Origin of the sequence: Flaviflexus ciconiae (assembly GCF_003971195.1) — a bacterium.
Classification (GTDB): domain Bacteria; phylum Actinomycetota; class Actinomycetes; order Actinomycetales; family Actinomycetaceae; genus Flaviflexus; species Flaviflexus ciconiae.
On record NZ_CP034593.1, the window covers coordinates 2,373,137 to 2,398,806 of the forward strand.

General features: G+C 60.0%; 25 protein-coding genes, 1 tRNA gene and 1 pseudogene. 17 read left to right on the top strand and 10 right to left on the bottom strand.

Translation table 11 applies throughout. From position 1 onward, the window contains the following. Positions 1-84: 84 nt before the first annotated feature. Positions 85-1,572 (bottom strand): DUF1846 domain-containing protein, encoded by a 1,488-nt coding sequence (locus tag EJ997_RS10540; RefSeq protein ID WP_126705045.1) that lies wholly within the window; start codon positions 1,570-1,572, stop codon positions 85-87. A gap of 359 nt (positions 1,573-1,931) precedes the next feature. Here EJ997_RS10540 and EJ997_RS10545 point away from each other — a divergent pair, with 359 nt between their 5' ends. The 3 genes from EJ997_RS10545 to EJ997_RS10555 all read left to right on the top strand — a co-directional run bounded on the left by EJ997_RS10545 (position 1,932) and on the right by EJ997_RS10555 (position 3,783). Beyond that, a complete protein-coding gene (locus EJ997_RS10545; protein WP_126704518.1) occupies positions 1,932-2,486 on the top strand; it encodes a type 1 glutamine amidotransferase domain-containing protein in 555 nt (184 codons plus the stop codon). Between the two features lie 197 nt (positions 2,487-2,683). Then, positions 2,684-3,394 carry a class I SAM-dependent methyltransferase gene (locus EJ997_RS10550; protein ID WP_126704519.1) on the top strand — a complete coding sequence of 237 codons (711 nt, stop codon included), beginning with the start codon at positions 2,684-2,686 and terminating at the stop codon, positions 3,392-3,394. Further along, a complete protein-coding gene (locus EJ997_RS10555; RefSeq protein WP_126704520.1) occupies positions 3,391-3,783 on the top strand; it encodes a hypothetical protein in 393 nt (130 codons plus the stop codon). Before EJ997_RS10550 ends, EJ997_RS10555 begins: the two co-directional genes overlap by 4 nt. Before the next feature lie 76 nt (positions 3,784-3,859). On the opposite strand, the gene EJ997_RS10560 is transcribed toward EJ997_RS10555, so the two are convergent. The 3 genes from EJ997_RS10560 to EJ997_RS10570 form a co-directional block, all read right to left on the bottom strand. After that, a tRNA-Pro gene (locus tag EJ997_RS10560) sits at positions 3,860-3,936 on the bottom strand. 73 nt (positions 3,937-4,009) lie between these two features. Next, positions 4,010-4,897, bottom strand: coding sequence for a metallophosphoesterase (locus EJ997_RS10565; RefSeq protein ID WP_206501650.1), 888 nt, complete (start codon positions 4,895-4,897; stop codon positions 4,010-4,012). Next, the gene (locus EJ997_RS10570; protein WP_164719967.1) at positions 4,894-7,296 is read right to left on the bottom strand and encodes a transglycosylase domain-containing protein; all 2,403 of its coding nucleotides are present in this window, start codon (positions 7,294-7,296) and stop codon (positions 4,894-4,896) included. The genes EJ997_RS10565 and EJ997_RS10570 overlap by 4 nt, the downstream gene beginning before the upstream one ends. 220 nt (positions 7,297-7,516) lie before the next feature. Here EJ997_RS10570 and EJ997_RS10575 point away from each other — a divergent pair, with 220 nt between their 5' ends. From EJ997_RS10575 to EJ997_RS10585, 3 genes are read left to right on the top strand one after another with little or no spacing between them, the layout of a single operon-like run. Beyond that, positions 7,517-7,843, top strand: coding sequence for a WhiB family transcriptional regulator (locus EJ997_RS10575; RefSeq protein WP_126704522.1), 327 nt, complete (start codon positions 7,517-7,519; stop codon positions 7,841-7,843). A 34-nt stretch (positions 7,844-7,877) separates the two neighbouring features. Beyond that, the gene (locus EJ997_RS10580) at positions 7,878-8,039 is read left to right on the top strand and encodes a DUF4177 domain-containing protein (RefSeq protein ID WP_126704523.1); all 162 of its coding nucleotides are present in this window, start codon (positions 7,878-7,880) and stop codon (positions 8,037-8,039) included. Continuing rightward, complete coding sequence (locus EJ997_RS10585; RefSeq protein WP_126704524.1) at positions 8,040-8,516, top strand: RidA family protein; 477 nt, start codon at positions 8,040-8,042, stop codon at positions 8,514-8,516. Between the two features lie 139 nt (positions 8,517-8,655). On the opposite strand, the gene EJ997_RS10590 is transcribed toward EJ997_RS10585, so the two are convergent. Then, on the bottom strand, positions 8,656-9,333 hold the full coding sequence (locus EJ997_RS10590) for a Crp/Fnr family transcriptional regulator (RefSeq protein WP_228201480.1): 678 nt from the start codon (positions 9,331-9,333) through the stop codon (positions 8,656-8,658). Between the two features lie 170 nt (positions 9,334-9,503). Between EJ997_RS10590 and nth the strand changes: the two genes are divergently transcribed. After that, a complete protein-coding gene (gene nth, locus EJ997_RS10595) occupies positions 9,504-10,115 on the top strand; it encodes an endonuclease III (protein ID WP_323052612.1) in 612 nt (203 codons plus the stop codon). A gap of 65 nt (positions 10,116-10,180) precedes the next feature. Here nth and EJ997_RS10600 read toward each other — a convergent pair whose 3' ends face one another. Both EJ997_RS10600 and EJ997_RS10605 read right to left on the bottom strand, forming a co-directional pair. Beyond that, on the bottom strand, positions 10,181-11,095 hold the full coding sequence (locus EJ997_RS10600; RefSeq protein WP_164719969.1) for an alpha/beta fold hydrolase: 915 nt from the start codon (positions 11,093-11,095) through the stop codon (positions 10,181-10,183). Between the two features lie 69 nt (positions 11,096-11,164). Further along, positions 11,165-12,442, bottom strand: a complete 1,278-nt coding sequence (locus EJ997_RS10605) for a hypothetical protein (protein WP_126704527.1) — start codon at positions 12,440-12,442, stop codon at positions 11,165-11,167. A gap of 88 nt (positions 12,443-12,530) precedes the next feature. Between EJ997_RS10605 and EJ997_RS10610 the strand changes: the two genes are divergently transcribed. From EJ997_RS10610 to EJ997_RS10630, 5 genes are all read left to right on the top strand, one after another. Continuing rightward, entirely contained in the window at positions 12,531-13,334 is an 804-nt protein-coding gene (locus tag EJ997_RS10610; protein WP_126704528.1) for a hypothetical protein, read from the top strand. Positions 13,335-13,398: 64 nt separating this feature from the next. Next, positions 13,399-14,415, top strand: coding sequence for a hypothetical protein (locus EJ997_RS10615; protein ID WP_126704529.1), 1,017 nt, complete (start codon positions 13,399-13,401; stop codon positions 14,413-14,415). Further along, positions 14,412-15,563: a TadA family conjugal transfer-associated ATPase gene (locus tag EJ997_RS10620; RefSeq protein ID WP_228201481.1), complete on the top strand. Its 1,152-nt coding sequence runs from the start codon at positions 14,412-14,414 to the stop codon at positions 15,561-15,563. Before EJ997_RS10615 ends, EJ997_RS10620 begins: the two co-directional genes overlap by 4 nt. Next, positions 15,560-16,279 (top strand): type II secretion system F family protein, encoded by a 720-nt coding sequence (locus EJ997_RS10625; RefSeq protein WP_126704531.1) that lies wholly within the window; start codon positions 15,560-15,562, stop codon positions 16,277-16,279. The genes EJ997_RS10620 and EJ997_RS10625 overlap by 4 nt, the downstream gene beginning before the upstream one ends. Continuing rightward, entirely contained in the window at positions 16,276-16,803 is a 528-nt protein-coding gene (locus tag EJ997_RS10630) for a type II secretion system F family protein (RefSeq protein WP_126704532.1), read from the top strand. The genes EJ997_RS10625 and EJ997_RS10630 overlap by 4 nt, the downstream gene beginning before the upstream one ends. A gap of 12 nt (positions 16,804-16,815) precedes the next feature. Here EJ997_RS10630 and EJ997_RS10635 read toward each other — a convergent pair whose 3' ends face one another. Next, complete coding sequence (locus EJ997_RS10635; protein ID WP_126704533.1) at positions 16,816-17,790, bottom strand: aldo/keto reductase; 975 nt, start codon at positions 17,788-17,790, stop codon at positions 16,816-16,818. A gap of 137 nt (positions 17,791-17,927) precedes the next feature. Between EJ997_RS10635 and EJ997_RS10640 the strand changes: the two genes are divergently transcribed. The 3 genes from EJ997_RS10640 to EJ997_RS10650 are packed head-to-tail and all read left to right on the top strand — an operon-like array spanning position 17,928 to position 18,950. Next, positions 17,928-18,149, top strand: coding sequence for a DUF4244 domain-containing protein (locus EJ997_RS10640; protein WP_126704534.1), 222 nt, complete (start codon positions 17,928-17,930; stop codon positions 18,147-18,149). Between the two features lie 46 nt (positions 18,150-18,195). Continuing rightward, positions 18,196-18,591: a TadE family type IV pilus minor pilin gene (locus tag EJ997_RS10645; RefSeq protein ID WP_126704535.1), complete on the top strand. Its 396-nt coding sequence runs from the start codon at positions 18,196-18,198 to the stop codon at positions 18,589-18,591. Next, the gene (locus EJ997_RS10650; protein WP_126704536.1) at positions 18,588-18,950 is read left to right on the top strand and encodes an Rv3654c family TadE-like protein; all 363 of its coding nucleotides are present in this window, start codon (positions 18,588-18,590) and stop codon (positions 18,948-18,950) included. Before EJ997_RS10645 ends, EJ997_RS10650 begins: the two co-directional genes overlap by 4 nt. On the opposite strand, the gene EJ997_RS10655 is transcribed toward EJ997_RS10650, so the two are convergent. Beyond that, on the bottom strand, positions 18,947-21,310 hold the full coding sequence (locus tag EJ997_RS10655; protein ID WP_126704537.1) for a DEAD/DEAH box helicase: 2,364 nt from the start codon (positions 21,308-21,310) through the stop codon (positions 18,947-18,949). The genes EJ997_RS10650 and EJ997_RS10655 overlap by 4 nt on opposite strands. A gap of 182 nt (positions 21,311-21,492) precedes the next feature. On the opposite strand from EJ997_RS10655, the pseudogene EJ997_RS10660 reads away from it, so the two are divergent. Together EJ997_RS10660 and EJ997_RS10665 are read left to right on the top strand one after the other, a co-directional pair. Continuing rightward, positions 21,493-23,351, top strand: a pseudogene (locus tag EJ997_RS10660) (ribonucleoside triphosphate reductase). After that, a complete protein-coding gene (locus EJ997_RS10665; RefSeq protein WP_126704538.1) occupies positions 23,348-24,076 on the top strand; it encodes an anaerobic ribonucleoside-triphosphate reductase activating protein in 729 nt (242 codons plus the stop codon). The pseudogene EJ997_RS10660 and the gene EJ997_RS10665 overlap by 4 nt, the downstream one beginning before the upstream one ends. A 116-nt stretch (positions 24,077-24,192) precedes the next feature. On the opposite strand, the gene EJ997_RS10670 is transcribed toward EJ997_RS10665, so the two are convergent. Continuing rightward, positions 24,193-25,605: an MFS transporter gene (locus EJ997_RS10670; RefSeq protein ID WP_206501652.1), complete on the bottom strand. Its 1,413-nt coding sequence runs from the start codon at positions 25,603-25,605 to the stop codon at positions 24,193-24,195. Between the last annotated feature and the right edge of the window lie 65 nt (positions 25,606-25,670).

Sequence of the window (25,670 nt, forward strand, 5' to 3'; positions counted from 1 at the left end):
TACGCCCTATATCTTAGTGATGAATATCCAGAGATAAAGGTATGGAAGTGTCCGTATAGGGTGCAATGCCTCTCGATCGGGCCATTATCGCTTCCGGTAAAGCTTTTTGACCTGATAGACGGGCTCAGATGTGACCCGCACACCCAGGTTGCGGAAAATGCCTTCGTCAACGGATCCAAGAATCGTTGTCGTATGAACATCGCAGTCCCGCAAGTTCCTCAGCTGAGCAAGAGCTTCCTGCGCCTGAGTGCTAGTGGCCGCAGAGACCGACAGGGCAATGAGCACTTCGTCCATGTGCAGGCGCGGGTTCTGGCTCCCCAGATGCTTTGTCTTAAGATCCTGAATTGGCTTGATTGCTTCGGGGGAGAGGAGCTGCACCTTATCGTGAATGCTGGCAAGGACCTTGAGCGCGTTCAGGAGCATTGCAGACGAACATCCAAGCAGCTCGGAAGTTTTGCCAGTCACGATCGTGCCGTCAGCAAGCTCGATCGCGGCTGCGGGATTCTTCGTTTTCTTCTCGATCTTCAGCGCAGGCTCGACAACGGCTCGATCCAGGCGGCTGATCCCAAGCTTGCCCATGACGATCGCAATACGATCGGACTCTTCAGACTCCAGATCATTCCGGGTCTCGTTAACAAGCGCCTTATAGTAGCGGCGGATAATTTCTTCCTTCGCCGCCTGTCTGCACGCCTCATCGTCACTGATGCAGTGGCCGACCATGTTCACACCCATGTCGGTCGGCGACTTGTACGGAGACTCCCCAAGGATCACTTCCAGCAACCTGGATAGGAGCGGGAAAACCTCAACATCGCGGTTGTAGTTGACCGCCTGCTCCCCGTATGCAGACAGGTGGTAGGGATCGATCATGTTGACGTCATCAAGGTCGGCAGTAGCCGACTCGTATGCGAGGTTCACGGGATGGTCGAGAGGTAGGTTCCATACGGGGAACGTCTCAAACTTTGCGTACCCGGACTTCAAGCCCCTTTGGTGATCGTGGTAGAGCTGAGACAGGCACGTGGCGAGCTTGCCGGAGCCCGGGCCCGGTGCGGTGACAACGATGAGGTCGCGGGTTGTCTCGATATAGTCGTTCTTCCCGAATCCGTCCTTTGACACAACAAGATCCGGATTAGCGGGATAACCCTTGATTGTCCGGTGGCGGCTGACCTTGAAACCGAGGCGCTGCAAGCGTGAACGGAACGCTCGGGCTGACTGGTTATCATCTGCCATTTGCGTCAGCGCGATGTTCTCAACGAGGAAGCCGCGCTCGCGGAATACGTCAACGAGCCGCAGAACGTCCTCTTCATAGGTGATGCCAAGATCGGCCCGGACCTTTTGCCGTGCAATGTCGTTGGCGTTGAGGACGATGATGATTTCAACTTCGTCCTTCATGCGCTCCAGCATGGTGATCTTATTGTCGGGAGTGAACCCGGGAAGAACCCTCGACGCATGATTGTCGTCGAACAGCTTTCCACCCATCTCCAAATAGAGCTTTCCGCCGATGCTCCTGTGGCGTTCAGCGATGTGCTGGGACTGGAGTTCGATATATTTCGCGCTATCAAAGCCCACGGACATGTCAGTCATCTTCGCTCAATTCCACGTAGTCGTTTACGGGGGAGCCCTAATGAAGCATAGTGTTTCTTTCGCGAGCATGGCGAGTTACACGGCGTGTGCCGTCCACCCTATCTGACCAGCCAAGCGTTTTCGCGACGCCTACAGGGCACCAAATTCGTGACTTCTGCTCAACCTGCCACCCGATGGGCGGATGGTAGAAACATGTTTCAGCAGAGGGCTCGACGATGCTCCATTCCTGTGTATTTCCGTGATGAGGTTGTGCCCAACACGTAAAAGAGTGTTCATCCTCCGCTGATTTCCTTGGCTACAGACAGTCTGGCCACCAGGCTGGAGGTCAGAGTAGGAGAAGGGAAGTCATCATGTCGAATGAACTCGCAGGCCACAAGATCGCATTCCTCTGCAAGCGCGGAGTGGAGCAGCCAGAACTGACGGAACCGTGGAAGGCAGTCCTTGAAGCGGGCGGTCAGCCGGTACTGGTCAGTGAAGAGGCGGGCACTATTACCGCAATGATTCACGACTGGGACTACGGCGATGATTTCACCGTCGATGTCACCCTCGACGACGCGAAGCCTGCTGACTATCTTGCACTCGTCCTGCCCGGAGGAACACTGAACTCCGACAAGATCAGGACGAACGAGAAGGCGCAGGACTTCGTCCGAGCATTTGTGGAGGATGGCAAGCCCGTCGCCCCGATCTGCCACGGTGCGTGGATCATGATCGACGCCGAGGTTATTGCCGGTCGCACGCTGACGTCCACACCACGGATCCGGAAGGATCTCGAGAACGCCGGGGCAACCTGGGTGGATGAAGAATTCCACCGCGACGGCAACCTGCTGTCCAGCAGAAGCCCTCGAGACCTTGACGCGTTCAACCGCGGTATTGTCGAAGTTTTCGCCGAAGCAGCATCCAAGTAGCCTAAGCACGACGGTTGCAAGCTAGGTATTGCCGCCCGGGATTTCTCACCAGCGGCAGTGGGCCCGTGTCACACCTGTGCCATGGGCCCACTTAGTGCCAGCGTGCGCGGCCAGAGAATCCGTGGTTTGCCCGCTGGGTGCGTGAATTCAGTTTCTCCACATTGACAGGATGTCGCGCGCCGAGGAGTGTTTAGCCTATGGCTTTTGATGATTTCATCCCCTCGGGTAACCAGGCGGTTAATCCCGGTGTGTACGACATTGAGAATGAGGGGATCGATCCGGAAGGGACCCTGTGGCGGGCCCTCGTTGAGGCAGCACCCTGGACAGATAAGTCCCTGGTTGATCTGGGATGTGGGGCGGGTTGGTGGCTCCCAAAATACTCCGATGCTGCTGAGCTGTACGGTGTTGAGCCCGATGAGACGCTCCTGGATATAGCTCGTGGTCGCGACTCGAAAGCAAAGATTCTTCACAGTTCGGCCGAGCATATTCCCCTTGCCGATGACTCGGTTGACGTTGTGCACGCCCGGTTCGCCTACTTTTTCCCACACCCCACATACGACGTGTCCCAGGGCCTACGTGAGGTCGCTCGTGTTCTCCGCCCGGGAGGGACCCTCGTCGTGATCGATAACGACACCGTGCGAGGGGAGTTTGCGAAGCTACTCAAGGTCAGTGTTGCGGCTGAGAGGCAGGGCGAGAATACGTACACCAGGCAGTGGTGGGCTGAGCAGGGAGCCGAGACCCGTGCCATTATGAGCTCCTGGGAGTTTCAATCACGGAGCGATCTCGAGTCGGTTATTCGGCTCGAATTCCCATCCGAGGTCGCCGAGAACTGGCTTGCCGAGCATCCCGAACGCACCGGCCTCAGTTACGGGTACCTGCTCCACATCTGGGTTAAGCCGGGCGCATGATGGCTAGATTTATTATTCGCTCGGCTCTTGACGTGCAGGAGGCTGTCCGCAGGATCGTCACAGCCGAGGAGCATCGGGTGCCGTTCACGACCGTGAAACGCGATGGTCGGCGGATTGTAGCCACGACGACCGTTGGCCCGATTCGCTTCGACGACACGATGGTGATCGCCGATGTGGATGTGAGGGAAGATCATGCCCGCGGGACAATCATTAAAGAAGGCCCCGTTCTCCTCGGCACGATCCGATTTGCGGTCACAGCTACGGAGGGTGGATGCGTTGTGGGATGGGATCAGAATATTCGTGGCGGACGATGGTCGATCCTGAACCCGCTTCTCCGGGCCGTCATGTTCGCGGGGTATCGGATCTCGCTTGGTGCCCTACTGCGGTAAGCCTCGGCAGTTACGGAAGTAGTCCGCCATAAAACAAGGATGCTGGTACCTCAGCTGAGATACCAGCATCCTTCTCTGGTCGGGGTGACAGGATTTGAACCTGCGACCTCTTCGTCCCGAACGAAGCGCGCTACCAAGCTGCGCCACACCCCGTGCAACTCATCCATGATACCGAATCCGGCGTGCGAACGAAAAACAGGGGGCTGGATCGGTTGTGACTACTTGGTCACGCCAGGTCGATGATTTGAACCTCGGGTCGGCAGGCCAGACGGAACGGCGCGTACGGGGAGGTTCCCAGCCCGCGGGAGATTGCTACGGTCATTGTCTTTTCCTGCGCGATTGCAGGCCAGCCGAAGACTCCGGCAACATGCGCGGTGTCGAGATCGCAGTTGGTGATAAGAGCACCGTAGCCAGGGACGCAGACCTGACCGCCGTGAGTATGACCGGCGAGGGCAAGCGTGACGCTGTCCGCCTCCATAGCGTTAAGGACCCGAGCGTACGGGGCATGCGTTAGGCCGATTGTGAAGCCCTCCTGCTCCTTGGGAGCCGGGTATTCGTCGAGATCGATGTGCGGGTCGTCCACGCCAACAAGCTGAATCTTTTGGTTGTTTACCTGGATCGACGACCGAGTGTTGCGCATATCGGTCCAGCCGAAGTCGCGGAACGCTTCCGCCATCGCGGCGTGGGGGAGGTCCTCCGGGTCCTTCTCGGGTCCACCGAGGAACGGCAGAACGTAGCTGAGTGGGTTCTTCCAGACCGGTGCGTGATAGTCGTGGGAGCCAAACACGAAGGCTCCCGGGATCCCGTTGAGGGGTTGCAGGGCACGCAAAAGCGACGGGAGGGACTTTGTGGATGACAGCTGATCGCCGGTGAGGAACACGGCATCCGGCTTGAGGTCGGCAAGGTCGCGAAGGAACTCCACCTTTTTCTCATCCCCGGGCATGAGGTGAATGTCGGAAATGTTGAGGATCCTCATCGGCTCCATGCCGTCAGGGAGGATATTGAGGTGGTGGAAGGACCGTTGGAAGCTACGGGCTTCCCACAGTGACCATCCGGCAACTCCTGCACCAATGCCTACGCCAAGGCCCGTGACGGTGGCGATACCGCGGATCATTCGTCGCCCCCGGTGTCTCCACTACGGGGGTTCCCCTGACCGGGATTCTCCCCCTCGGTCTGTCCGGGAGGTGGTTCGGGGCTCGGTGGAGTGGGTGGCTCCGGGCTTGCCGGTGCGGGTGCCTCAGTCGTGCCATTATCGGTCGGCACTTCCTCCGGTTCCGTCGTCGGATCCGGGGTGGGTTCGGCAGCCTCAGGCTCGGGTTCAGGCTCAGGCTCAGGCTCAGGTTGCGGTGCCGGAGCGGGTTGCTGTGTCTGGCGGATTGCCGGATTGTCCCGGCCCTGCGGGAGGATTGTTGCGCCGCTTTCGTCACTACCTTCGGTTGTTTGAAGGTCGAAGGGGACGGGCTCGACGCCCTCGAGGATTCTCGTGTGGTAGGTGGAGAACACCATGGCCGGGTACAGGCCGCCATAAACTTCGACGTTGTATTGGCCGTTAATGGTGGTGTAGAACATCGAAATGTTCCCCTCCATGTGACCAAGCCACACCGCGGTGGCCTCCTGGGTTGTATATCCCATAAACCAGGCGTGGTAGTCCATGTTGGCGGTACCGGTCTTGCCGGCAGCCTCGTGGCCCGGGATCTGCGCACGGAAGCCCGTACCACCGTCAGCCACGACCGTCTGGAGTACCTCGGTGGTCGTGTCGGCCACGTCCTCCTCGAGTGCGCGGCTGCAGGACGGCTGAAGTTCGGCGATAACCTCGCCGTCCTGGTCCTCGATCTTCGTGAACGACATGGGCTCGCACATGATGCCGCCGGAGGAGAGCGTAGCCATCGAGTTGGCAGTGGACAGCGGGGTCACGTTGTTCGAGCCAAGGACGGAGGAGGGGCGCGGCATAAGAGGATCGCCGCTACCGCTCCGCACACCCATCTGCTCCGCAACACCCGTGATATTGCACAGGTCCAGCTGCGTCGCCATATCAATGAACGACAGGTTCACCGAGCGAGTTGTCGATTCCAGGACGGTCATCATGCCCGAACCAATGCCCTCAATGTTCGACGGATTGTAATCATCGGCAAGATCTGGGGCGCACGAGATTGTGAAGTCATCCCTCGAATAGGTGTCGCGAGACGCGTCAACGCGTTCCTGCACGCTACGTCCCGAACGGATCCATTCGATCAGCGTGTACACCTTGAAAGTTGAGCCGGACTGGAAGCCGAAGCCACCGCCGCGGTCGGTGCCAACGTTGAGATTAACCGTTGTGGCGTTCGGATCCTCGGGCGAGGCGGTGCCGTAGTTCGTGTTCTGAACCATGGCGACGATCTTGCCCGTGCCGGGCTCAACGGATGACATCGCCATCTCGACACCCGAGGGGTCGTTGACCGGGATGTGTTGGATAACGGACTCGTAGGCCGCGCGCTGCTTCACGGGGTCAAGAGTCGTGTGAATAACGAGACCGCCGCGGTACAGCAGATTGAGGCGGTCCTCCTGGGACTCACCCCAGGACTCGGAAGCCAGCAGGTCCTTGACGACGTATTCGCAGAAGTAGACCGAGATTCCCGCCGACTCACAACCGTTTGTCGGGGTAGAAATATCGAGCATGTCATCGATCGACAGGGCTACGGCCTCGCGGAACTCCTGTTCGTTGATGTAGCCCAGCTCGTACATTTTCGCGAGCACCGTGTCGCGCCTGTTCTTCGCCTGATCCGGGTTCGTCAGCGGGTTCCAACGGCCCGGCGACTGAGTGATGCCGGCAAGCATTGCGGCCTGCGGAATGGATAGGTCCTTCGCGGGAACGGAGAAGAAGAACTGCGATGCTGCCTCGGCGCCGTACTGGGAGGGGCCGAACATGGCGATGTTGATATAGCCGGTGAGGATTTCGTCCTTCGTCAGCTGCTTCTCGATCGCCATGGCGGTCCGAGCCTCGGAGAGCTTACGGGCGATCGTCCGCTCCGTCGCTGCCGCAATCAGCTCCGGATCGTTCGAGTTACGACCCTCCTCGATTAGGAGGTTCTTGACGTACTGCTGGGTGATCGTGGAACCACCGGCGAGCTCACCACCGGTGAAGTTGTTGAACGCGGCGCCAATCAGGCCCTGCGGGTCAATGCCGTTGTGCTCGTAGAACCGTTCATCCTCAATCGCGACAACAGCGTCCTTGAGGTGCTGAGCGATGTCTTCCGAGCCGACCACGACGCGGTTCTCCGCGTAAAAACGGGCTAATTCCGACCCGTCGGAAGCGAGAATGACTGACTGCTCGGAAGGTTCCGTGAACGTCAGCTCGGTCGGCAGGTCATCAAACAGGGATGTCGTGGCCGTCGTGACCGTTCCGGTTGCTGCCACGATGGGCATGGCAAGACCGGCGAGGGCAATACCTCCTGCGGTGCACGCAAGCAGGAATGCAAGGAGCGCCGCGACGATCTTTCCGGGAGCGGCCCCGGGGGCCTTCTGTGAGCTCGGCATGGTTACGAGTTTAGGCGCTGAGTCCGGCGTTGTCTGGTTCGAGTAACCGAAAACGCAAAAAGCCTGCCTTATTACCAGATTCTGCGTCCTCTTTTTCATAAATTAATATCGCATTTCGCATTTTCCCAGGTAAACAGATATATTGAAAAGGTAGGTGACAGTCATCACGTCAAACAAAATAATCGCCAGAGTCGAGGAAGCCTCGGGTGAAGGAGCGCAAATGTCTCTTTTGTTAGAAGGACAGACCTGGGCCGCGCAAGCCGCGTGCTCAAACGTGGATCCGGACAGTCTTTTCGTCCGGGGTGCCGCACAGAGACAGGTTCGGCAAGTCTGCTTTAGTTGCCCGGTCAGGTTGGAATGCCTGTCGGATGCATTGGACTCGAACACAACATACGGAGTTTGGGGTGGCCTCACCGAACGGGAGCGTCGTGCACTCCAGCGTCGATTCCCGAACGAGCAGAACTGGTATAAACGTCTGCACACCTCGCAAGATCCCATCTCTGTGGAGCTCCGGGCCGGACGAATTCCCAGATTTAGTAATCGATAGAGCGTCGGATGAGGTTGTTCGGTAGAATCCAAGCATGACCAAATGGGAATACTTGACTGCACCGCTTCTCATCCACAACACGAAGACCATTCTTGATAACTTCGGAAGTCAGGGCTGGGAACTTGTGACAATCACCCCCGGGCCTGCCGGGACCGAAAACGTTATCGCTTACTTCAAGCGTCCAAAGGAGTCTTGAGTGACTGTACCAAGCCGCCGCCTCGCAGAACTGGGGCTCGTGTTGCCTCCGGTCGCGAAGCCGCTCGCGGCTTACGTTCCTTCGAAGATGATCGGGAACGTTGCGCGTAGCTCGGGGCAGCTCCCCTTCGTTGACGGCGAGATCAAGACCGTCGGGAAGGTTGGCGCCGAGGTATCCCTCGACGATGCCTACGAGGCGGCCAGGGCATGTGCACTCAACGCACTGGCGGCAGTTGCGCAGACAACAGGCGGGATTGATTCGATCGCCTCGATTATTCACGTCACCGGCTTCGTAGCATCGGCGCCCGACTTCTATGACCAGCCCAAGGTCGTCAACGGAGCATCGGAGCTTCTTGGCGAAATCTTCGGGCAGGGCGGGAAGCACACCCGTTCAGCCGTTGGAGTTGCTGCGCTACCTATGAACGTTCCGGTAGAAATAGAGATAACGTGTCAGATCGTGAAATCGCGAAATGACTAACTGAACCCTTTTAGTCTAGGCACCGTGTGGCCGTGCCAAGGTTAAAAGTTAGCCGAAAGGCGGAATGCGGCGGGGATTTCCCCGCCGCATTCTTTATGGTCTGGATCCCGTAACTGTGAGTAGCTACGGGCCGTGAGATCTACGAAGCCCGCTTCTCGAGGCGTCCGATCTCGATAAGGGTGACAGCGCGTCCCTCGAGGCGGATCCAGCCGCGGGAAACGAAGTCAGCAAGGGACTTGTTGACGGTCTCGCGGGAAGCGCCAACCAGGTGGGCGATCTCTTCCTGTGTGAGGTCGTGGGCGACGTAGACGCCCTCCTGGGTCCGCTCACCAAAGCGAGAGGCAAGATCAAGGAGTGCCTTGGCGACACGGCCGGGCACGTCTGCGAACACGAGGTCAGCCATGAGCTCATTCGTGCGGCGCAGGCGCTGCGCGAGCTGGCGGAGCATGTGCTTAGCCATGTCTGGGTTGGTGTCGATAAAGCCCATGAGGTCCTCGTGGGAGAGTGACAGGAGCGTGGTCGGAGCAACGGCGGTGGCCGAGGTCGAGCGCTTGCCCAGGTCAAACAGCGATAGCTCGCCGATGATCTCACGGGGGCCAAGGATGGCGATGAGGTTCTCACGACCATCGTCAGAGGCGTGGCCGAGCTTGATCTTGCCGTCGACAATGATGAACAGGTTGTCTCCGGAGTCGCCCTCGTGGAAGAGGGACTCGCCGCGGCGGAGCGTTTCCTCAGACATGAGCTCGGTGAGCCTTGCCTGATCCTCCTCCGACAGGCCCGCAAAGAGCGGAACCGAAGCGATGATGCTTGTCTCCAATGCTTTCTACCTTTCAAATATGTCTAGCGTTGCCGAGCCGACCGACTGGCATTGGCAGGTCATGGATAAGACTATCCTATGTGACAAGGGGCATAATATGGATTATGACGGTCCAGAAGAAGAAGTTCCCTCCCAGGCCACGTTCAAAATCCGCTCGGATAGAACAGGCAGTGGCAGTGAACGAGGCTCTGACCAGGTACTATCCCGATGCTCGATGTGAACTGGACTACCGTACCCCTCTCGAGTTACTTGTTGCCACCGTGTTGTCTGCACAGACGACGGATGTGCGGGTGAACTCGGTGACTCCGGAGCTGTTTGATTGTTATCCGACTGCGCTGGATTATGCGGAGGCAGACAGGGAAGAAATGGAAGACATCCTCCGCCCCCTGGGGTTCTTCCGTGCGAAAGCCAAGTCGCTGATCGGCATGGGGCAGGCGCTGACCGAACGTTACGACGGGGAAGTCCCCGCCGATCAGAAGAAGCTGATCGGTCTTCCCGGAGTTGGTAGGAAGACCGCGAACGTCGTTCTCGGTAATGCGTTCGGAATACCTGGAATCACGGTCGATACGCATGTGGGTCGCCTGGCTAGGCGACTGGGTTGGTCGAGAAATGAAGATCCGGTCAAGGTAGAAGCCGACATTGCCGAACTGCTTCCCGAAGAGGAGTGGACCATGGCCTGTCACCGGCTGATATTCCATGGGCGAAGGATCTGCCACTCTCGTAAGCCAGCATGTGAAGCGTGCCCGATCGCTGACCTGTGCCCCTCATACCCCCTTACCTAGGGTGCGGGTGGATGGGCTGAAGAAGGTTCAGCGGAGCCTGACAACGAGCGCAGTGCAGCGTTCTGCTAGGAGGCGTGCTCGGCGAGAAACTCGAGTAGCAGCCGGTTGATCTCGTCGGGGTTCTCCTCGTGCGCGAGGTAGCCCGTGTCCGGAAGGACAACGTGGCGGTAGTCGGCGGCTACATGCTTCTTCGTGCTGGCCCAAGCCCTGGTGGGCAGGAGTGGATCGAGATCGCCACGGACAGTGAGGACCGGGATGTTTAGCGGGCTAGAGAGTTTATCGAGGTGCTTGCGGCCCGAGGGACGCCGCGTCATACCCCACGTCCACTGAAGCTGTTGGAGCTGAGTCTTTGCGGCATTGGGAAGCTGAAGGGCCTGCGAATAGTAGTCGACAGCTTCGACTGCGCCCCGGTTGCCGGGTGCGGACACCGCGGCAAGAAGCTTCTTCAGTTTGTCGCGGCTGGTCAGGCTCTTCTCGGCAAGCTGGGGGAGGAACGCCGATAGGTAGTGGCGCCACGTGCGGAACGTGACGTGAAGACCGAGCCGGAACGTGTCAACGGGATGGGGTGCCGAGATCGTGGCTACTCCTGCGATCAGGCTCGGAGCAAGTGAGGCCGCGGACCAGGCCAGCGCACCGCCGGAGCCGGTACCGACCAGAATCGCTTTTGAGGCTCCCACAGCGCGGATCACACCAATGACATCGTTAGCCAGAGTGGGGGTATCGAACGTGTGCCGGGTGCGGTCGCTTCCGCCCGCGCCGCGAACATCCATGGCCGCAACCGCGTAGCCGGCTTCGGCGAGAGCCGGGATCTGGTGACGCCACGCGTACCAGTACTCGGGGAAGCCGTGGATGAGAAGGATAAGAGGCCTGTCTTCTTTCAGGGTGCCCGCCTGGGCCACGTGGAACTGGGCGCCACTCGCCCGAACGAGGCGATGCTGCCAGGGGCCCGGCAGTGTCACGCACGAATTGTCGACAGGCACGATTCTCCTCATAGATGTTGCGGGTGCAGGCAGAGCCCGCACCCGCACTGGTATACGTCCGAGAATAGCCTAGGAGTTTGGGTTCCTCGACAGGAGAACGGCTCGGCGGCCGGTGACATCTCCCCGGTCTGTTCCGAACCGGCGGGCGGAATGGGAGACGATTCCGGTCATGAACAGAACGAATCCGTAAACCGTGAGCCTGCCAGACGCCGCATCGTTTGTCAGGTGGTAGGCAACGTTGCCGGTGAAGTCGCTGATCTCCGAGAAGTTACGCATCGCGGATCCGGTCAGAAGATCCTGAGCAAAAGCCGGAGCGAAAATCGCAATGGCACCGGCGATCGCAATGATCAGGCCGATAACGATTGCTCCAACGGAGGAGAAGCTGGCCAGGTACCAGAGAACAGCGAGGCAGAGGAGTGCGCCAAGAAGCTCGAGGACGACGAGCCAATCCACGGTTCCCGTGTTCCAGGCAGAATCTTCGAGGCCGACAAGGCGAACCCCGGAATCGGCAACGAGATACCAGGCCAGTGGCGCAACGATCAGGGTCGCGAAGAACACGCCAACGTGCGCCCATCCGCGGCCGCGCGGCTCTTCGGGGATCGGCTCCTGGAACCGGAAACCGTTCGTGTCGTGGCGGGGCGCGACAGTCTCGGGAGGAGTGGCGATCGTCGAGGGCGACGAAGCTACGTTTTCTGCACCGACCCGGTTAAACACCGATGTGCGGTTCGGGTAGTTAGCTCCTGCCGGGGCCGCGACGGGAGGCGTCATGACAGTCTGATCGGTAGCTGCTGGGCTACGAACTGCAGTGGCATCGGTTGCCGGGTCATTGCCCGCAATCACCGTGTCGTCCTCGGAGCGTGGCGTGGTATCGACGTTGCCGAACTCGCGTTCCCAGCGTTCGCGTGCGGCCGCCCTGTCCTCCGGGGTTTCCCGGGTGAGGTTATCCTCGGAACGCTTTGCTCCAGCAGGTTCATCCACATCATCATCGAACGAGGGCGTCCACGACCTGGTGGACTCAGTTTCAGACTCGGTGAACTCCGGATCATCAGCCACGGAAGCTTCGCCCTCGTGCGAGTTCGAAGGAATTGGCCCGCCCTGCGTCGGCTGGTTCTGTGCCGGCTCGCTGTCGAAACGGGAAGCGTTGCGGAAAGCGGGGGAGTCGTCTGACGGAGGCGGAGTGAGGGCCTCGTCGTTGTTCACGGGCGCGTCAGCGGGCGCCTCGTGTGCCGGAGTGTCAGAGGGCTCGGCGATATTGCGTTCCTCGCGCTCCTCGGGAAGCGGATCGAGAATATCGTCGTGGCCGTCCTCGTGGTCCGGTCGGGAATAAGGATCGGTTGGTGTCGACACTGTGGCCTCCTAGTCGGTATAAGTCGACGCTATACCGAATCTGGCGCATTTTTGTGGAACACGCGCCCGTCGACATACCGTTGGGTTTATGGATTCGGCAGATACTCCCCTGGTCACAGCGCTGAAGACACTTGGCAAACTGCCCGAAGCTAGCGCCGGTGCGGCACGAGTTTCCCAAGCCGTCAGGTCCGTCAGATTCTCGACGGGGCTCCGCCGAGGCTGGGAAGGTGCCAGGACAGAATCGAGTATCCGCTGGGTTCTTGCCGACTGCCGCAGGTCCGGCATCGATGTCACGGCAAAGACACTGCGGGAGCAGGTTGCCTGGCAGGGTGAACCGGAAGACAGGGTCGCGGCGGCCTCCTGGCGATGCCACAGTGACGCTGTTGCCGAAATGCCTCCGCTTAATACGAAGGATCTTTCCCCGCCCTCGCACCGTCCGGTCCGGGCCATGCTCGCGAGCCTGCACCGAGACGCGGGCTCAACTGATCCCCAAGACTACGTCAGGGAAGAAGCTGGGATCCTCTCCGAGGAAGACGCTGCAAAGCAGGAGCTCATCATCGAAGTCGCCGAAGCAAATGCTCCCGGCCTCATTGTCCTCTCCGTGCTTGCCGGCCAATGGATCATGCAACCGCTATCGGTCGATGCTGACCGGACGATCAGGGATTCGTTTATCAGGTGGCTCGGAACAGGGCGCGGCTTCGAACCAACGGGAACCGCTGTACTTAACCTTGACTCGCTCGAAAGCCAGATTGCTCTTTACAGCGCAGGAACACAGGAAGGAATGGATGCGTGGATTGGTGCCGTTGCCGACGTCTACGTTGATGCGATGAGTGAATCCTTGCGGATTTCCCAATCGGTTCTTGCCGGGCGTACTGATCCCCTCGTTGACTGAATTCATCCACAGGATGACCTGAGCGGAACAGAGCCTCACGGGGTGTCGGAGCAAACTCGGGGGTATGAACGACAAGGTCTCACACCGCAGGATTCGGACGCAGCCCCTGACAACTGTGCTCATCAGGGCCTCGTCGACCGATCTGATTACCGACATTGAACGGCTCGCCACGGTGGCCGGCGTCGATACTTCGACCGCGCCACCTGGCGGTGATGCTCCGCCCGCGATTCTCACTCTCGTCCAAGAACCCGGGGACCCTCGGGCAGTCAGCGCGAGGTTCAATGAGCTGTTCCAGCCCGAATTCGCCGGACAGCACGTGGTGGTGAACCCGAGAACCCAGCCTGGCGACCTTCTCGAACTATTTGTGGCCGCCGGAGCGACCCAGCGAGGAATCATCGTCGGAGTGATCGGTGCCCACGGGGGAGCGGGAGCAACAGTACTATCGGCAATGTTGGCAAGAGAGCTCGCCCTCGACGGTAGTGCGAGCCTGGTTGACCTTGATCCGCTCTCGCCCGGCTACGGTGTCCTGCTCAGCCTCCCGGAGACCGGCAAACGATGGGCGGATGTGGCACGAGAAACTGGGACACTTCTTCCCGGCAGGCTCGTGGAATCACTCCCCGAATGGAAGAAAGTTCGGGTGTTGAGCGGTGATCAACGCGGCGGTGTGCCAATCGCGGATCGCACCGGGGTGCTTGTTGCCTCCGCGGTCGCACAGATCAGTGCCGTCACCATAGTTGATTTACCGCGACATGCCATCCTCCGTCACGGGCCGACAGCGGAACTCCTCGGTTGGCTTGACCACCTCGTCCTTGTCACTCGGGCGGATATTCTGAGCCTGGCAGCCGCGGAGCGGGTGCTCACACTCCTGCCGGAAACAATGTCGTTCACCCTTGTTATTGCCGGGGTGAAAAGCATCGGGCAAGCCGAGGACGCGGCTCACCAGCTCGGTCCGGAAGCGGTTCCCCTGAGATTTGAGAGAACCTTCGACGGGGATATTTCCCACGGCATGACACCGGGTGACCGGCTTAGATCCGGTTCGTCCCGCGATATTCGACGCATCGCGACCAGGGTGGCATCGTGAAAGCCGCGGACCTGGCGCAGGCCCGCGCCGCAGTTGTCGGCGGGGACCCCATCGGCACCGTCATTGCCAGTGCCGTACCGGGCGCTATTTCCATTGCTTCCGTGGCATCGCTTGGCCAGGGCATCCTCCAACAGCTTGAAGGAGCGGGCCCCGTTCTTCAGCCCCTGCTCGAAGACCTCAGTGTCACCGACGTTCTCGTTAACGGAACGAAAGGCGTATGGGTTGACCGAGGTAACGGGCTTCAACAGGTCCACGAAAGTGCGGCAGAGCTGGATGATGATGAAGAGGTCAGGAAACTAGCTGTGCGGCTCGCTGCCCGATGTGGGCAGCGGCTCGATGATGCCTCCCCAATTGTCGACGGTACCTTCCCGAACGGCGTGCGGCTCCATGCGGTCCTGCCGCCACTCGCCGCCGAAGGCACCCTCATCTCCCTACGAACCCAGAGATCCGTTGCCCTTACCCTCGAGGACCTGGGCGAATTTGGAACCGTTGACCCAACGGTCGCCGCAGTCCTTACCGCCATGGTCAACCAGCGAGCCAACGTCATGATTTCGGGTGCCACGGGCTCGGGAAAGACAACACTGCTCGCGGCGCTTCTTGGCCTCGTTCCCCACGAAGAACGAATCATCGTTATTGAGGAGTCGGCCGAGCTACGGCCCACCCATCCCCACTGCATTCACCTCCAAGTGCGGCACGCAAACGTGCAGGGTGCGGGTGAAGTGTCGATGAGTGACCTGGTTCGTGCCGCCATGCGCATGAGACCCGATCGTCTTGTTCTCGGAGAGTGTCGCGGTGCGGAAGTGCGCGACGTCCTCGCGGCCCTCAATACCGGGCACGAGGGCGGCTGGGCAACGATCCACGCCAATGCCGCGCAGGACGTGCCGGCGCGCCTCGTTGCGCTTGGTGCACTTGCAGGAATGTCGGAGCAGACGGTCGCAGCCCAGGCATCTGCGGCCCTTGACGCCGTCGTCCACATCAAGAGGACACCCCGGGGGCGGAAGGTTGACCACATCTCCGTTCTCACACGCACGAGCCAACGGCTCGTGTCTACCGCAGCTCTGCGCATGGTTGACGGGGTTCCCGAACGTGGGCAAGCCTGGGACCGGCTCAGCGAGCGGCTTGGTCTGGACAAGGACCTCATACCGTGAGTGTCATCATCGGGTTGGTTCTCGCGGTAGCTATCATCGCTGCAGGCCCGGCCCGCCGTCTGCCGAAGCCGCGTCAGCAACGACAAATTTCCCGCAGGAAGCTTCCTACGCTCCCGAAGCGTCACGATATTGATTTGGGGGTTCTCGCCTCCGAAGTGGCTACGCGGCTACGGGCCGGCATGGGAGTGGAAAAAGCCTGGCAGGTGTCCCTGGAACGTACCGGACTACCCGTCCGCCAACCCGTTCTTGACCGACGGGGGACACCGCGGATCCTCACCGAGCTGGACAGACAGTCCGGCCCGGCGGACCGCGTCCGAGCGTTCCTGACCGGAGCTCCCCGAATCACTCACGTCACGAGAATTGCACTGCCTTCCTTGCTGGCGGCGACACGGTTGACCTGGGAGACAGGTGCTCCCATGGCTGATGTGCTCGATGAGTGTGCCGAGGGGTTGACCGAGGCGGGGGAGGCGCAAGCTGCCCGGGAGATTGCGCTAAGAGGGCCCCAGTCGACGGCCACGATGTTGGCCTGGCTTCCCATCATTGGGATTGGGCTGGGGTTCATGATGGGAGTTGACCCGGTCGGGTTCCTCCTCGGCTCAGCCCTTGGTCGGGTCTTTCTAATCCTCGGAATCTGCTTCGAGATTGCGGGAGTCATCATTGTCCGCAGGCTCGTCCGTACGGCGCAGACCGACGGGGCGATTGGCAGGCAACCGTGATCGTTGTTGTCTGCATCCTTCTTGTCGTGCTCCTGGCGCTACCCGGCAGGCGGCTACCTAAACAAAAGCCGCTTCCACCCCCGAAGCCACAGCCAATCGACGAGGCCATGGTCATCGACCTGGCAACTGCTCTCGTTGTCTCCGGCTCCTCAATCCCGTCGGCCCTTCGGGCGCTCGGTCGGTGCTTGCCGCCCGGACCGGAAGCGGAGGACGCAAAGAGCGCGGCCCGGTCACTCCTCATGGGAGCGGGATGGGATGAGGCATGGGAAGGCAGATCCGGGAGGCTCACCAGACTGTCGAAGGCCCTTGAACCAGCCTGGGTTGATGGTGCCCCACCCGCAATTATGCTCCGCCGGGCCGCTTCCGCGGTGCGTGCCAGGCGTCTCAAAGACTCCCAGGAGGCAGCCGCCCGTCTTGGCGTGCGGCTTGTCCTCCCACTTGGTCTCTGCTTCCTGCCTGCCTTCTTCCTCCTCGGAGTCGCCCCGATCATCATTTCGCTCGGGATGACAGTCCTCGGAGGCTAGGGGTGACGTGTTCTAGAAGAGCGCGACCTTTGGCGTGGGCGGGAAGATCTCGCTGAGCTCCTCAAGATCGTCCTCGGTGGGAACCCAGGAGGCCGCCTTCGCATTGGCGGTAATCTGGTCCGGTCTTGTCGCTCCGGCGATCACCGATGCAACGGGGTAGGAAGCCAGGAGGAAAGCGAAGGCAACATTTAGCTCGGTCAGGTCGCGTGCTTGAGCGAACTCCCGGAACTCCTTCAACTGATCGAAGTCGGTGGTCTCCATGAGCTGCGGCTTAACCACATCGAGTCGCGACCCGTCGGGGGCCTTGCCATCCGTGTACTTGCCGGTCAGGAGACCGTTGGCGAGCGGATAGTAGGGAACAACGCCGAGACCAAAATGGGCTGCGGCAGGCAGTACTTCAAGCTCTGCTCGTCGGTCCAGGAGATTGAAGTTGTTCTGGGACGCAATGAACCGTTCCGTACCGAGCTCCCGAGCCAGGTGGTCGGCGTGGGCAATCTGCCAGCCCGTCATGTTCGAATGACCGATGTAACGAACCTTGCCCGACGTGACCAGGTCATCGAGGGCCGCGAGGGTCTCCTCAAACGGCGTATTTTCGTCAACCGTGTGGTAGTAGAACAGATCAATGTAGTCCGTTCCCAGCCTCCGAAGCGATGCTTCGGCCGCGCGAACGATATAGCTCCGGGAACCGCGAGCGCCGAAGTCCTTGCCGTTTGCGCCCTTCATGTTCATGCCGAACTTCGTGGCCAGAACAATGTCGTCCCGGTTCTTGTCGAGAGCCTGACCGAGAAGCGTCTCCGACAGTCCAGGCTCCATGCCGTACATATCCGCGGTATCGAACATCGTGATCCCCGCGTCCAATGCCGCGTTCACGAGAGCGCGCGTGCCCTCAAGATCCTCCGTAGCCGTGTTCTTCCGCCCGAAATTGTTGCCGCCGAGGCCGATCGCCGAGACCGTCAGACCCGAATCGCCCATGTGCCTTAGTTCCATGACCACCAGTCTACGGATCGGTCCACACCCTGCAACGGACAAGCCACTTCCACGAGGGCCATTCGGCCCCGGAGTGGATGTTGCGTTCCGCGGGAAAGTAGGTCCGTGCTCAACCGGGCACAGATACAAGGAAAGCAATGTCTATGAAAGGGACAGTCATGAACGCTGAGAACATCGAAGAAAACATCGAGCTGACAGCCTCACTGGAGGACCCGGAAGCCGGCATGGCAACTGCGGAATATGCCATCGGAACGGTGGCGGCCACATCCTTTGCTGGACTCCTCGTCTGGATTTTGGACCAGCCCTGGGTCAAGGAAGCCATCGAAAACATCTTCCAGGCCATCTTCAACTTCTTCTAGGAAGCGAACGCGGGCCGGCCTTTCGGGGCCGGCCCGGGAGGTCACCATGACAATCACAAAACCAACCCTGGAAGATTCGGAAGACGAACGGAATAACCAAGATGACAGCGAGCGTGGAATGGTCACAGCCGAACTGGCCATGACAATTCCCGTAGTCATCGCCGTCCTCTTCCTCGTCGCCAGCCTTGGCGTATCGCTCGTAGGTCAGCTGAGGGTCACCGATGCTGCAAGAGAAGCTGCCCGCGCATACGCGATGGAGATGAGCGACCGCGAGGTTGCCGAACTTGTCGCGGATCGGGCCGGTGACGATGCGTCATATACCGTCCGTCAACACGGCAGAACATTGACCGTAACCGTCAGTGCGCCGGTTGGTGGCCCCTGGTCGATCCTTGACCTCACTGCCGAGTCGTCCATGACTGCGCTCGCGGAGGCCGAACGATGAGTGAGAAGCCAGGATGTGACGATCCAGAGCGAGGATCGGGCACCGTGCTATCGCTCGGCCTAATCGCCGTGCTTGCATCAGTGGCCATCTTCCTCGGCTGGCTGTCCGCCGCCTTCGACGCAAAACAGCGGGCGGATGGTGCGGCGGACTTTGCGGCACTAGCTGCGGCTCAGGTTCTCCATGACCCGTTCGAAACTGGAGACCCCTGTGTCGTGGCAAGCGAAGTGGTGCGGGATGCTGAGCTGGTCTCGTGCACCGTTACGAACGACCGGATTGTCGTGTCCACACAGGCGGAAGTGCGGCTGGGAATCCTCGGTGGAACGGCAATGACGGGAGAGGCCGAGGCCGGGCCACGCTAGCTCATGCCGGACACGATCGCTCGCCCGAGAATCAGTGCACCGACCTTGGATAGCGGGGAGTTTCCGTTTCCACACTTCGGGGACTGAATGCATGAGGGGCACCCGTCCCGGCAGGGGCAGGACTCGAGGCGGCTTACCGTCGCCTCGAGCCAGGGCCTCGCCGCATGGAAACCTCGTTCCGCACACCCCGAACCTCCCGGAGACGCATCGTGAATGATGATCGTCGGACTCCCGGTCTGCACGTGAAGTGCGGTCGACAGTCCGCCAATGTCCCACCGGTCGCAGGTGGCAAAAAGTGGAAGCAGCCCGATTGCGGCGTGCTCCAAGCCGTGCAGTGCACCGGGCAGGATATCGGGAGTCAGCTTGAGTTCGGCACACCGCACGTCCGAGATCGTCCACCAGCAGGCTTGGGTAGGTAGCTCCCGCAACGGCATCTCCAGCGGAGACCGGCCGAGATAAAGACCGTCCCTGCTCCGCCTTGTGTCGTAACCCGTCACGCGAGAAGCGACAAGCACATCGCCGAATGCGAGGACGCCATCCCTAAGGGGAACCTCGTGCTTGGTCTCAGCGATTTCCACGGCCGTCTCCGCAACGGCAAACGTACGGATTTCCTCGTCCCGATAAGGCTCGACTATTGCTCGTTCGGCGTCGAGCGACTCAACAATGAAAGGAGAGCCCTGATGAATATAGACAGCTTGGGGGTGGACAGTGGTGTCTGCCTGACCGGCCGATACCGTGCCGAGAAGCGAACCCGTGGAGCCCTCGATGATCGAAATCTCGCTTCCCCCGCCCCGAATGTCAACGAGTTCGTGCGCGGAGGCTCCGAGAGCCACATTCCAGCGCCATGCCCCGCTTCGGTAGGTGAGCAGTCCAGCTTCAACGAGCTCATCGAAATGTTCCGTTGTCTGGAACCCGAAGATCTGAGCGTCGTCGGCGGTCAGCGGAAGCTCGGAAGCTGCGGCGCACACGTGCCCCGAAAGAATGTACGGATTGCTCGGGTCAAAGACCTGAGCTTCGACAGGTTGTTCAAGGAGCCCGGCAACGTTCTCGGCCAAGTACTGGTCGAGAGGATCGTCGCGCGCAATAAGAACGGCAATCCCATCCTGTGAAGCCCTGCCCGCTCGGCCCATCTGCTGCCGGAACGAAGCATGCGTGCCCGGCCACCCGGACATGACAACCGTGTCGAGGCCCGAGATATCGATGCCGAGCTCGAGCGCATTCGTCGTGGCAAGTGCTCGAATGTCTCCGCTACGGAGACCTTCCTCGAGTTCTCGGCGTTCTTCTGGCAGGTAGCCGCCGCGATATGCGGCGACCCGATCCTTATAGGGAGATCCGTGATCGGCAAGATCCTCGCGAACCAGCTGGCTGATCGTTTCCGCACCCGCCCGGGAACGGCTGAACACGAGCGTCGAGGCGCCGGACGCAACGGCGCGGGAGGCCGCCTGGGCGGCTTCCTTGAGCGCGGAGCGCCGCACCGGTTGTTCTTCTTGGTCGATGACTACGATGCTGTCCTCGTTAAGGGACTGATCGGACCTTTGGGGGATGGCCCGCCCCCGGGCAATCACGAGGCTCGATGCGCTGTGGGACGACGTGTCTTCGTCGATAACCGATATTTGGTTGGCGTCAACGCCGAGAAAGCGCGCGGCGGTACCACCCGGGTTTGCCGCAGTTGCAGACAAGAATATGACTGTCGGGTTAGCCCCGTAGTGCCGTGCCATGCGAAGCATCCTGCGGACCACGAGTGCAACTTGCGCTCCTGTCATTCCGCGATAGGTGTGGAACTCGTCGATGACGATGGCGGTAAGACCACTCCACAGACGGGGCCACCGCTCGTGGCCAGCCAACATCGAAAAGTGTGCGAAGTCCGGATTCGTCAGGATGATGTTGGCGTGGGCTCTTGCCCATCGCCGCACCTCGGAGGGTGTATCGCCATCAACTGTTGCAGGTTTGATGCTGTCTCCCGTGACGGAAACAAGGTGCGTGAGGCTGTCGAGTTGATCTGCCGCGAGTGCTTTCGTGGGAGCCAGATAGAGGACCGTTGGTTTCTTACGGATCTCGGAGAGCCTGGTAGCCTCCCTGTGCGAAAGGATGTGCGACAGGAGCGGGGCCCACGCTGTCAGCGACTTGCCCGAGCCGGTTCCGGTTGCAATCACGGTGTGGTGGCCAGCGTGGATGGCTTCCATGCCGTCGACCTGATGGCTCCATGGCGACGGTACGCCAAGGGAGGCAAGTCCAGCGGGAATGGCTTCGTGCACCCAGCTCGGCCACGGTGCGCGAGTGCCTTCGCGGGCGGGGGCGAAGAGGGTACCGGCGATCTGATCGGCAGCAAAGCCGTCGAGGATCGCCTTCCAGATGGTCATGGTGCAAATGTAGTCCCTGTGCCGGGCAATCGACCCGAGCACCTCGCGAACTCATCTGAGAATGTAATCGGTAAGATTCGCGACCAGGCACAAGATGTAGTGGTGGTTCGGCGTGTCGCCACAAGTCCTAGTGTTTGGGGCATACCTTGGGGACTGTTCGCGCTCAACGCGGAGCGATTGACATGGAGGAAGAAATGAACAGAAAGCCCGTCAGCGTCGACCCGGTATCGACCATCAATGAGTACCTTGACCGTTCGGATTGGCGCGTTAACGCCAACGCCAATCAGGATTATTCGCTGGGAGGGATGATCCTCAACACCTCGGGCAAAGTGGTGGCCAACTATTGGCTAACCGAGGTGTATTCAGAAGCGGCTGCGGCCGCGCACCGCGACGGAGACATTCACATTCACGATCTCGACATGCTGTCGGGCTACTGCGCAGGATGGTCGCTCCGCCAGCTGATAGAGCAGGGCTTCAACGGAGTCCCGGGAGCCATCGCTTCGAAGCCGCCGAAACACTTCTCATCGGCCTGCGGTCAGATCGTGAACTTCCTGGGCACACTGCAGAACGAGTGGGCGGGCGCCCAGGCATTCTCGTCGTTCGACACGTACATGGCGCCATTCGTGCGCCTGGATTCGATGACGTTCGACCAGGTGAAGCAGTGCATGCAGGAACTGATCTTTAACCTCAACGTGCCGTCCCGGTGGGGAGCCAGTGCCCGTTCACGAACCTGACGTTCGACTGGACCTGCCCCGAGGACATTGCCGATAACCAGCCGATGATTGGCGAAGAAATTTGCGACTTCACCTACGGTGACCTGGCTGAGGAAATGGCAATGATCAATCGTGCCTACATCGAGGTCATGATCGAGGGGGATGCCGATGGGCGGGTCTTTACCTTCCCGATCCCCACTTACAACATCACGCCCGACTTCGATTGGGATACCGAGAACGCCAACCGGATGTTTGAGATGACGGCGAAGTACGGGCTTCCCTACTTCCAGAACTTCATCAACTCGGACCTGGATCCCGGCATGATCCGTTCGATGTGCTGCCGCCTCCAACTCGACATGAGGGAACTTCTCAAGCGTGGTAACGGGCTGTTTGGTTCAGCCGAGCTGACCGGTTCAATCGGCGTCGTCACGGTCAACATGGCAAGGCTTGGCTACCTCTATGCCAATGATGAAGAGGGGCTCCTTGCGCGCTTGGATGAGCTCATGGACCTGGGTCGCGACACGCTGGAGGCCAAGCGGGTTGCCGTTCAGGGACTCATGGATGGTGGGCTGTACCCGTTTTCGAAGCGGTGGCTCGGTCACCTCAACAACCACTTCTCCACTATTGGCGTGAATGGCATGAATGAGATGGTCCGCAACTTCACCCTCGATGAGCATGATCTTTCAGACGAATGGGGCACGGACATGTGCCTGCGGATACTCGACCACGTCAATGAGCGACTTATTTCCTACCAGGAGCAGACCGGTAACCTGTACAACCTGGAAGCCACCCCCGCCGAAGGTGCCACATACCGGTTTGCAAAGGAGGATGGCAAGCGCTTCCCGACGATCCTCCGGGCAGGAACCGAGGCCAACCCGTATTACACGAACTCATCTCAGCTTCCCGTTGGCTACACGGATGATGCGTTCGAGGAGCTCATGCTTCAGGACGATCTTCAGAAGAAATACACGGGTGGTACGGTCCTTCACCTGTATATGAACGAGAAGATGAGTTCGGGCGAGGCGTGCAAGCAGCTTGTGAGGCGGGCCCTCACGAAGTTCCGCCTGCCCTACCTGACGATTACGCCCACCTTCTCGATCTGCCCCACCCACGGCTATCTTGCCGGTGAGCACTTCACCTGCGACCGGTGTGCGGCAGAGAATCCGGGTGCAGAACCCGTGGAGTGTGAAGTGTGGACGCGCGTCATGGGCTACTTCCGTCCCGTGAAGTCGTTCAACATCGGAAAGAAGGGGGAATACGCCGAGCGGCTCATGCTGACCGAGAACAAGATCGGCAGCCGCGCTCCGGTTGAGGCTACGAGCCGATGAGCGTCTCCGTTGCCACCGACCTGTCGATAGCGGGCCACGTTCCGCTATCGACAGTCGACTGGCCCGGCAAACTCGTCTCCACCGTATTCCTGCAGGGCTGCCCCTGGGCGTGCGGCTACTGCCAGAACACGGAAATACTGGACCCGAAAACGCCGGGAGTTGTTCACTGGGGTGATGTCGTGAAGCATCTGGATAACAGGCGAGGGTTGCTTGACGGCGTTGTTTTCACCGGAGGGGAAGCCCTGCGTCAAGAGGCGCTTGGCCACGCCATTGACGACGTCAAGGCGCGAGGCTTCCTTGTCGGCGTCCACACTGCAGGCCCATATCCGTCCAGGCTTGAACGGTTCATTGACCGGATTGACTGGGTGGGTCTCGACATTAAGGCCCTTGTTGGTGACTACAGGAGCGTTGTCGGCTACGACCAGGGCGCCAGATCCTGGAAGTGCCTCGACATAGTCCTAGAATCGGGAGTTGACTACGAGATCAGGACAACCGTCCACCCGGGTTCCCCCGCAGCTGTGCAATTCCCGGAGCTCCTTAGTCGGCTGAAGGAAAAGGGAGTGACGTCCTTTGCTCTCCAAGAGGCACGCGCAATTGGTACTTCGGAAACCTTCCAACGGGAGGCGCAAGCGTGGGATCTAAAGGAATGGTCAAAAGAATTTGCCGGCCTTGCTGAGCTGGCAACGACTGCCGGATTCAACTCGGTGGAAATCAGGGCGGCCTAGGAGTAGGTGTTGGCTGGGCCGGCTGCGGGCTGTTGTTTGAAAGTGCGCAACCGGCCCTGCCATCTGGCGTTGCGGGAAGGTCAATTCCCTGGTTGAAGCTGGAATCGAACCACGGTTCAGACGGTGTCCTGGCCCCTGCCCTTGACGGCGTCGATGAGTGCAATGCAGAGGGCAAGAACCATGAAAAGCGCAATGAGGGAGTAACCCCAGAGGAACGCAACATCGTGTCCGGATGAGATGTGGCTGAAGTAGAGGCCGGTGACGGCTGCCGTGCCCACTGACGTGCCGATGCGCTGACCGGTCTGCATGATCCCGCCCGCGGTCCCGCCGTGGTTTGTGGGAACCTCTCGAAGCGTTAGCGTCTGGTTTGGTGAAGTGATCCAGCCGGCCCCGAACCCGATCGGGAGCACGGCGAGGGAGAGGACCCAGACGGGCGCTCCATTAACAATCGCAAAGGCCGCCCACACCGCGAGGCAGAGACCCGTAATGTTCAGAAGCAGGCCAGTGACAACGAGCCAGCGGCCGTGCTTCACGACCAGCTTTCCTCCGATATAGGAGGTGTAGATCGAAACCACCGCTGACGGTAAGCCAACCATTCCCGCAACCAGCGCAGACTCGCCGGCGCCGTTCTGGACAAACTGCGCGATAAGGACCCAGATGGTTGTGGTACCAGCGAAGAAGACCGTGATCATCGCCGAGCCCAGCGTGAAGGTGCGAATACGGAAGAGGGACAGATTAACCATGGGGGAACGCCCCGAATAACGGTAGTGCTGTTCCCAGGCAAGCCAGGCAATCCCGAGGATGACACCAACTGGAGCGAACCACCAGGTGGCGCGATTGTCGGATGCCATCATGAACGGAAGCATGAACAAGAGGACAGCCGCACCGAGCAGTAGCGCACCAACCGGATCGAGATCGTGCTTCACGGCCTGAGCGCGAGGCGTCTTCGGTAGCCACATAAGGGCGAGAATAATGGAGATGATTGACAGGGGAACGTTGATTCCCATTGTCCACCGCCACCCCACCCCTTCGGGAAAGATATTGATAATCGTGCCGCCGAGAACCGGTCCAATAGCAACGGCAACACCAACAACTGCGCCGAACATGCCGAAGGCACGCGCCCTCTCCGGCCCCCGATAGTGTTGCTGAATGATTCCGGTGGTTTGAGGGTTCATGAGGCCTGCACCAATTCCCATGAAGGCGCGGGAAATGTTGAGAACAAGGATCGTTGGCGCGAGGGCCGCGAGGAGGGAAAAGATGCCGAACACGGCCACGCCAGCAATAAACAGGCGCTCGCGGCCGAGGAGGTCGCCAGCTCGACCGGCGGCAACGAGAACGATTCCAAAAGTTAGGGAGTAGCCGGACAGCACCCACTGAAGTCCCGTTGAAGAAGCCCCGAGCCCCTTCTCAATCGAAGGGAGGGCAACGTTGATGATCGACACGGCGACGAGCGCCATGAATAGCGAAGAAAGCAGGACAACGAGGACTTTGTTACGGTCCTTCGGTGCGAGCGTGGAATCAGCGGTCACAACTTCACACCATAGTCCCGTATCGGACAGAAGAGCAGAACGGGTGTTGGGTTAGACAGAATTTC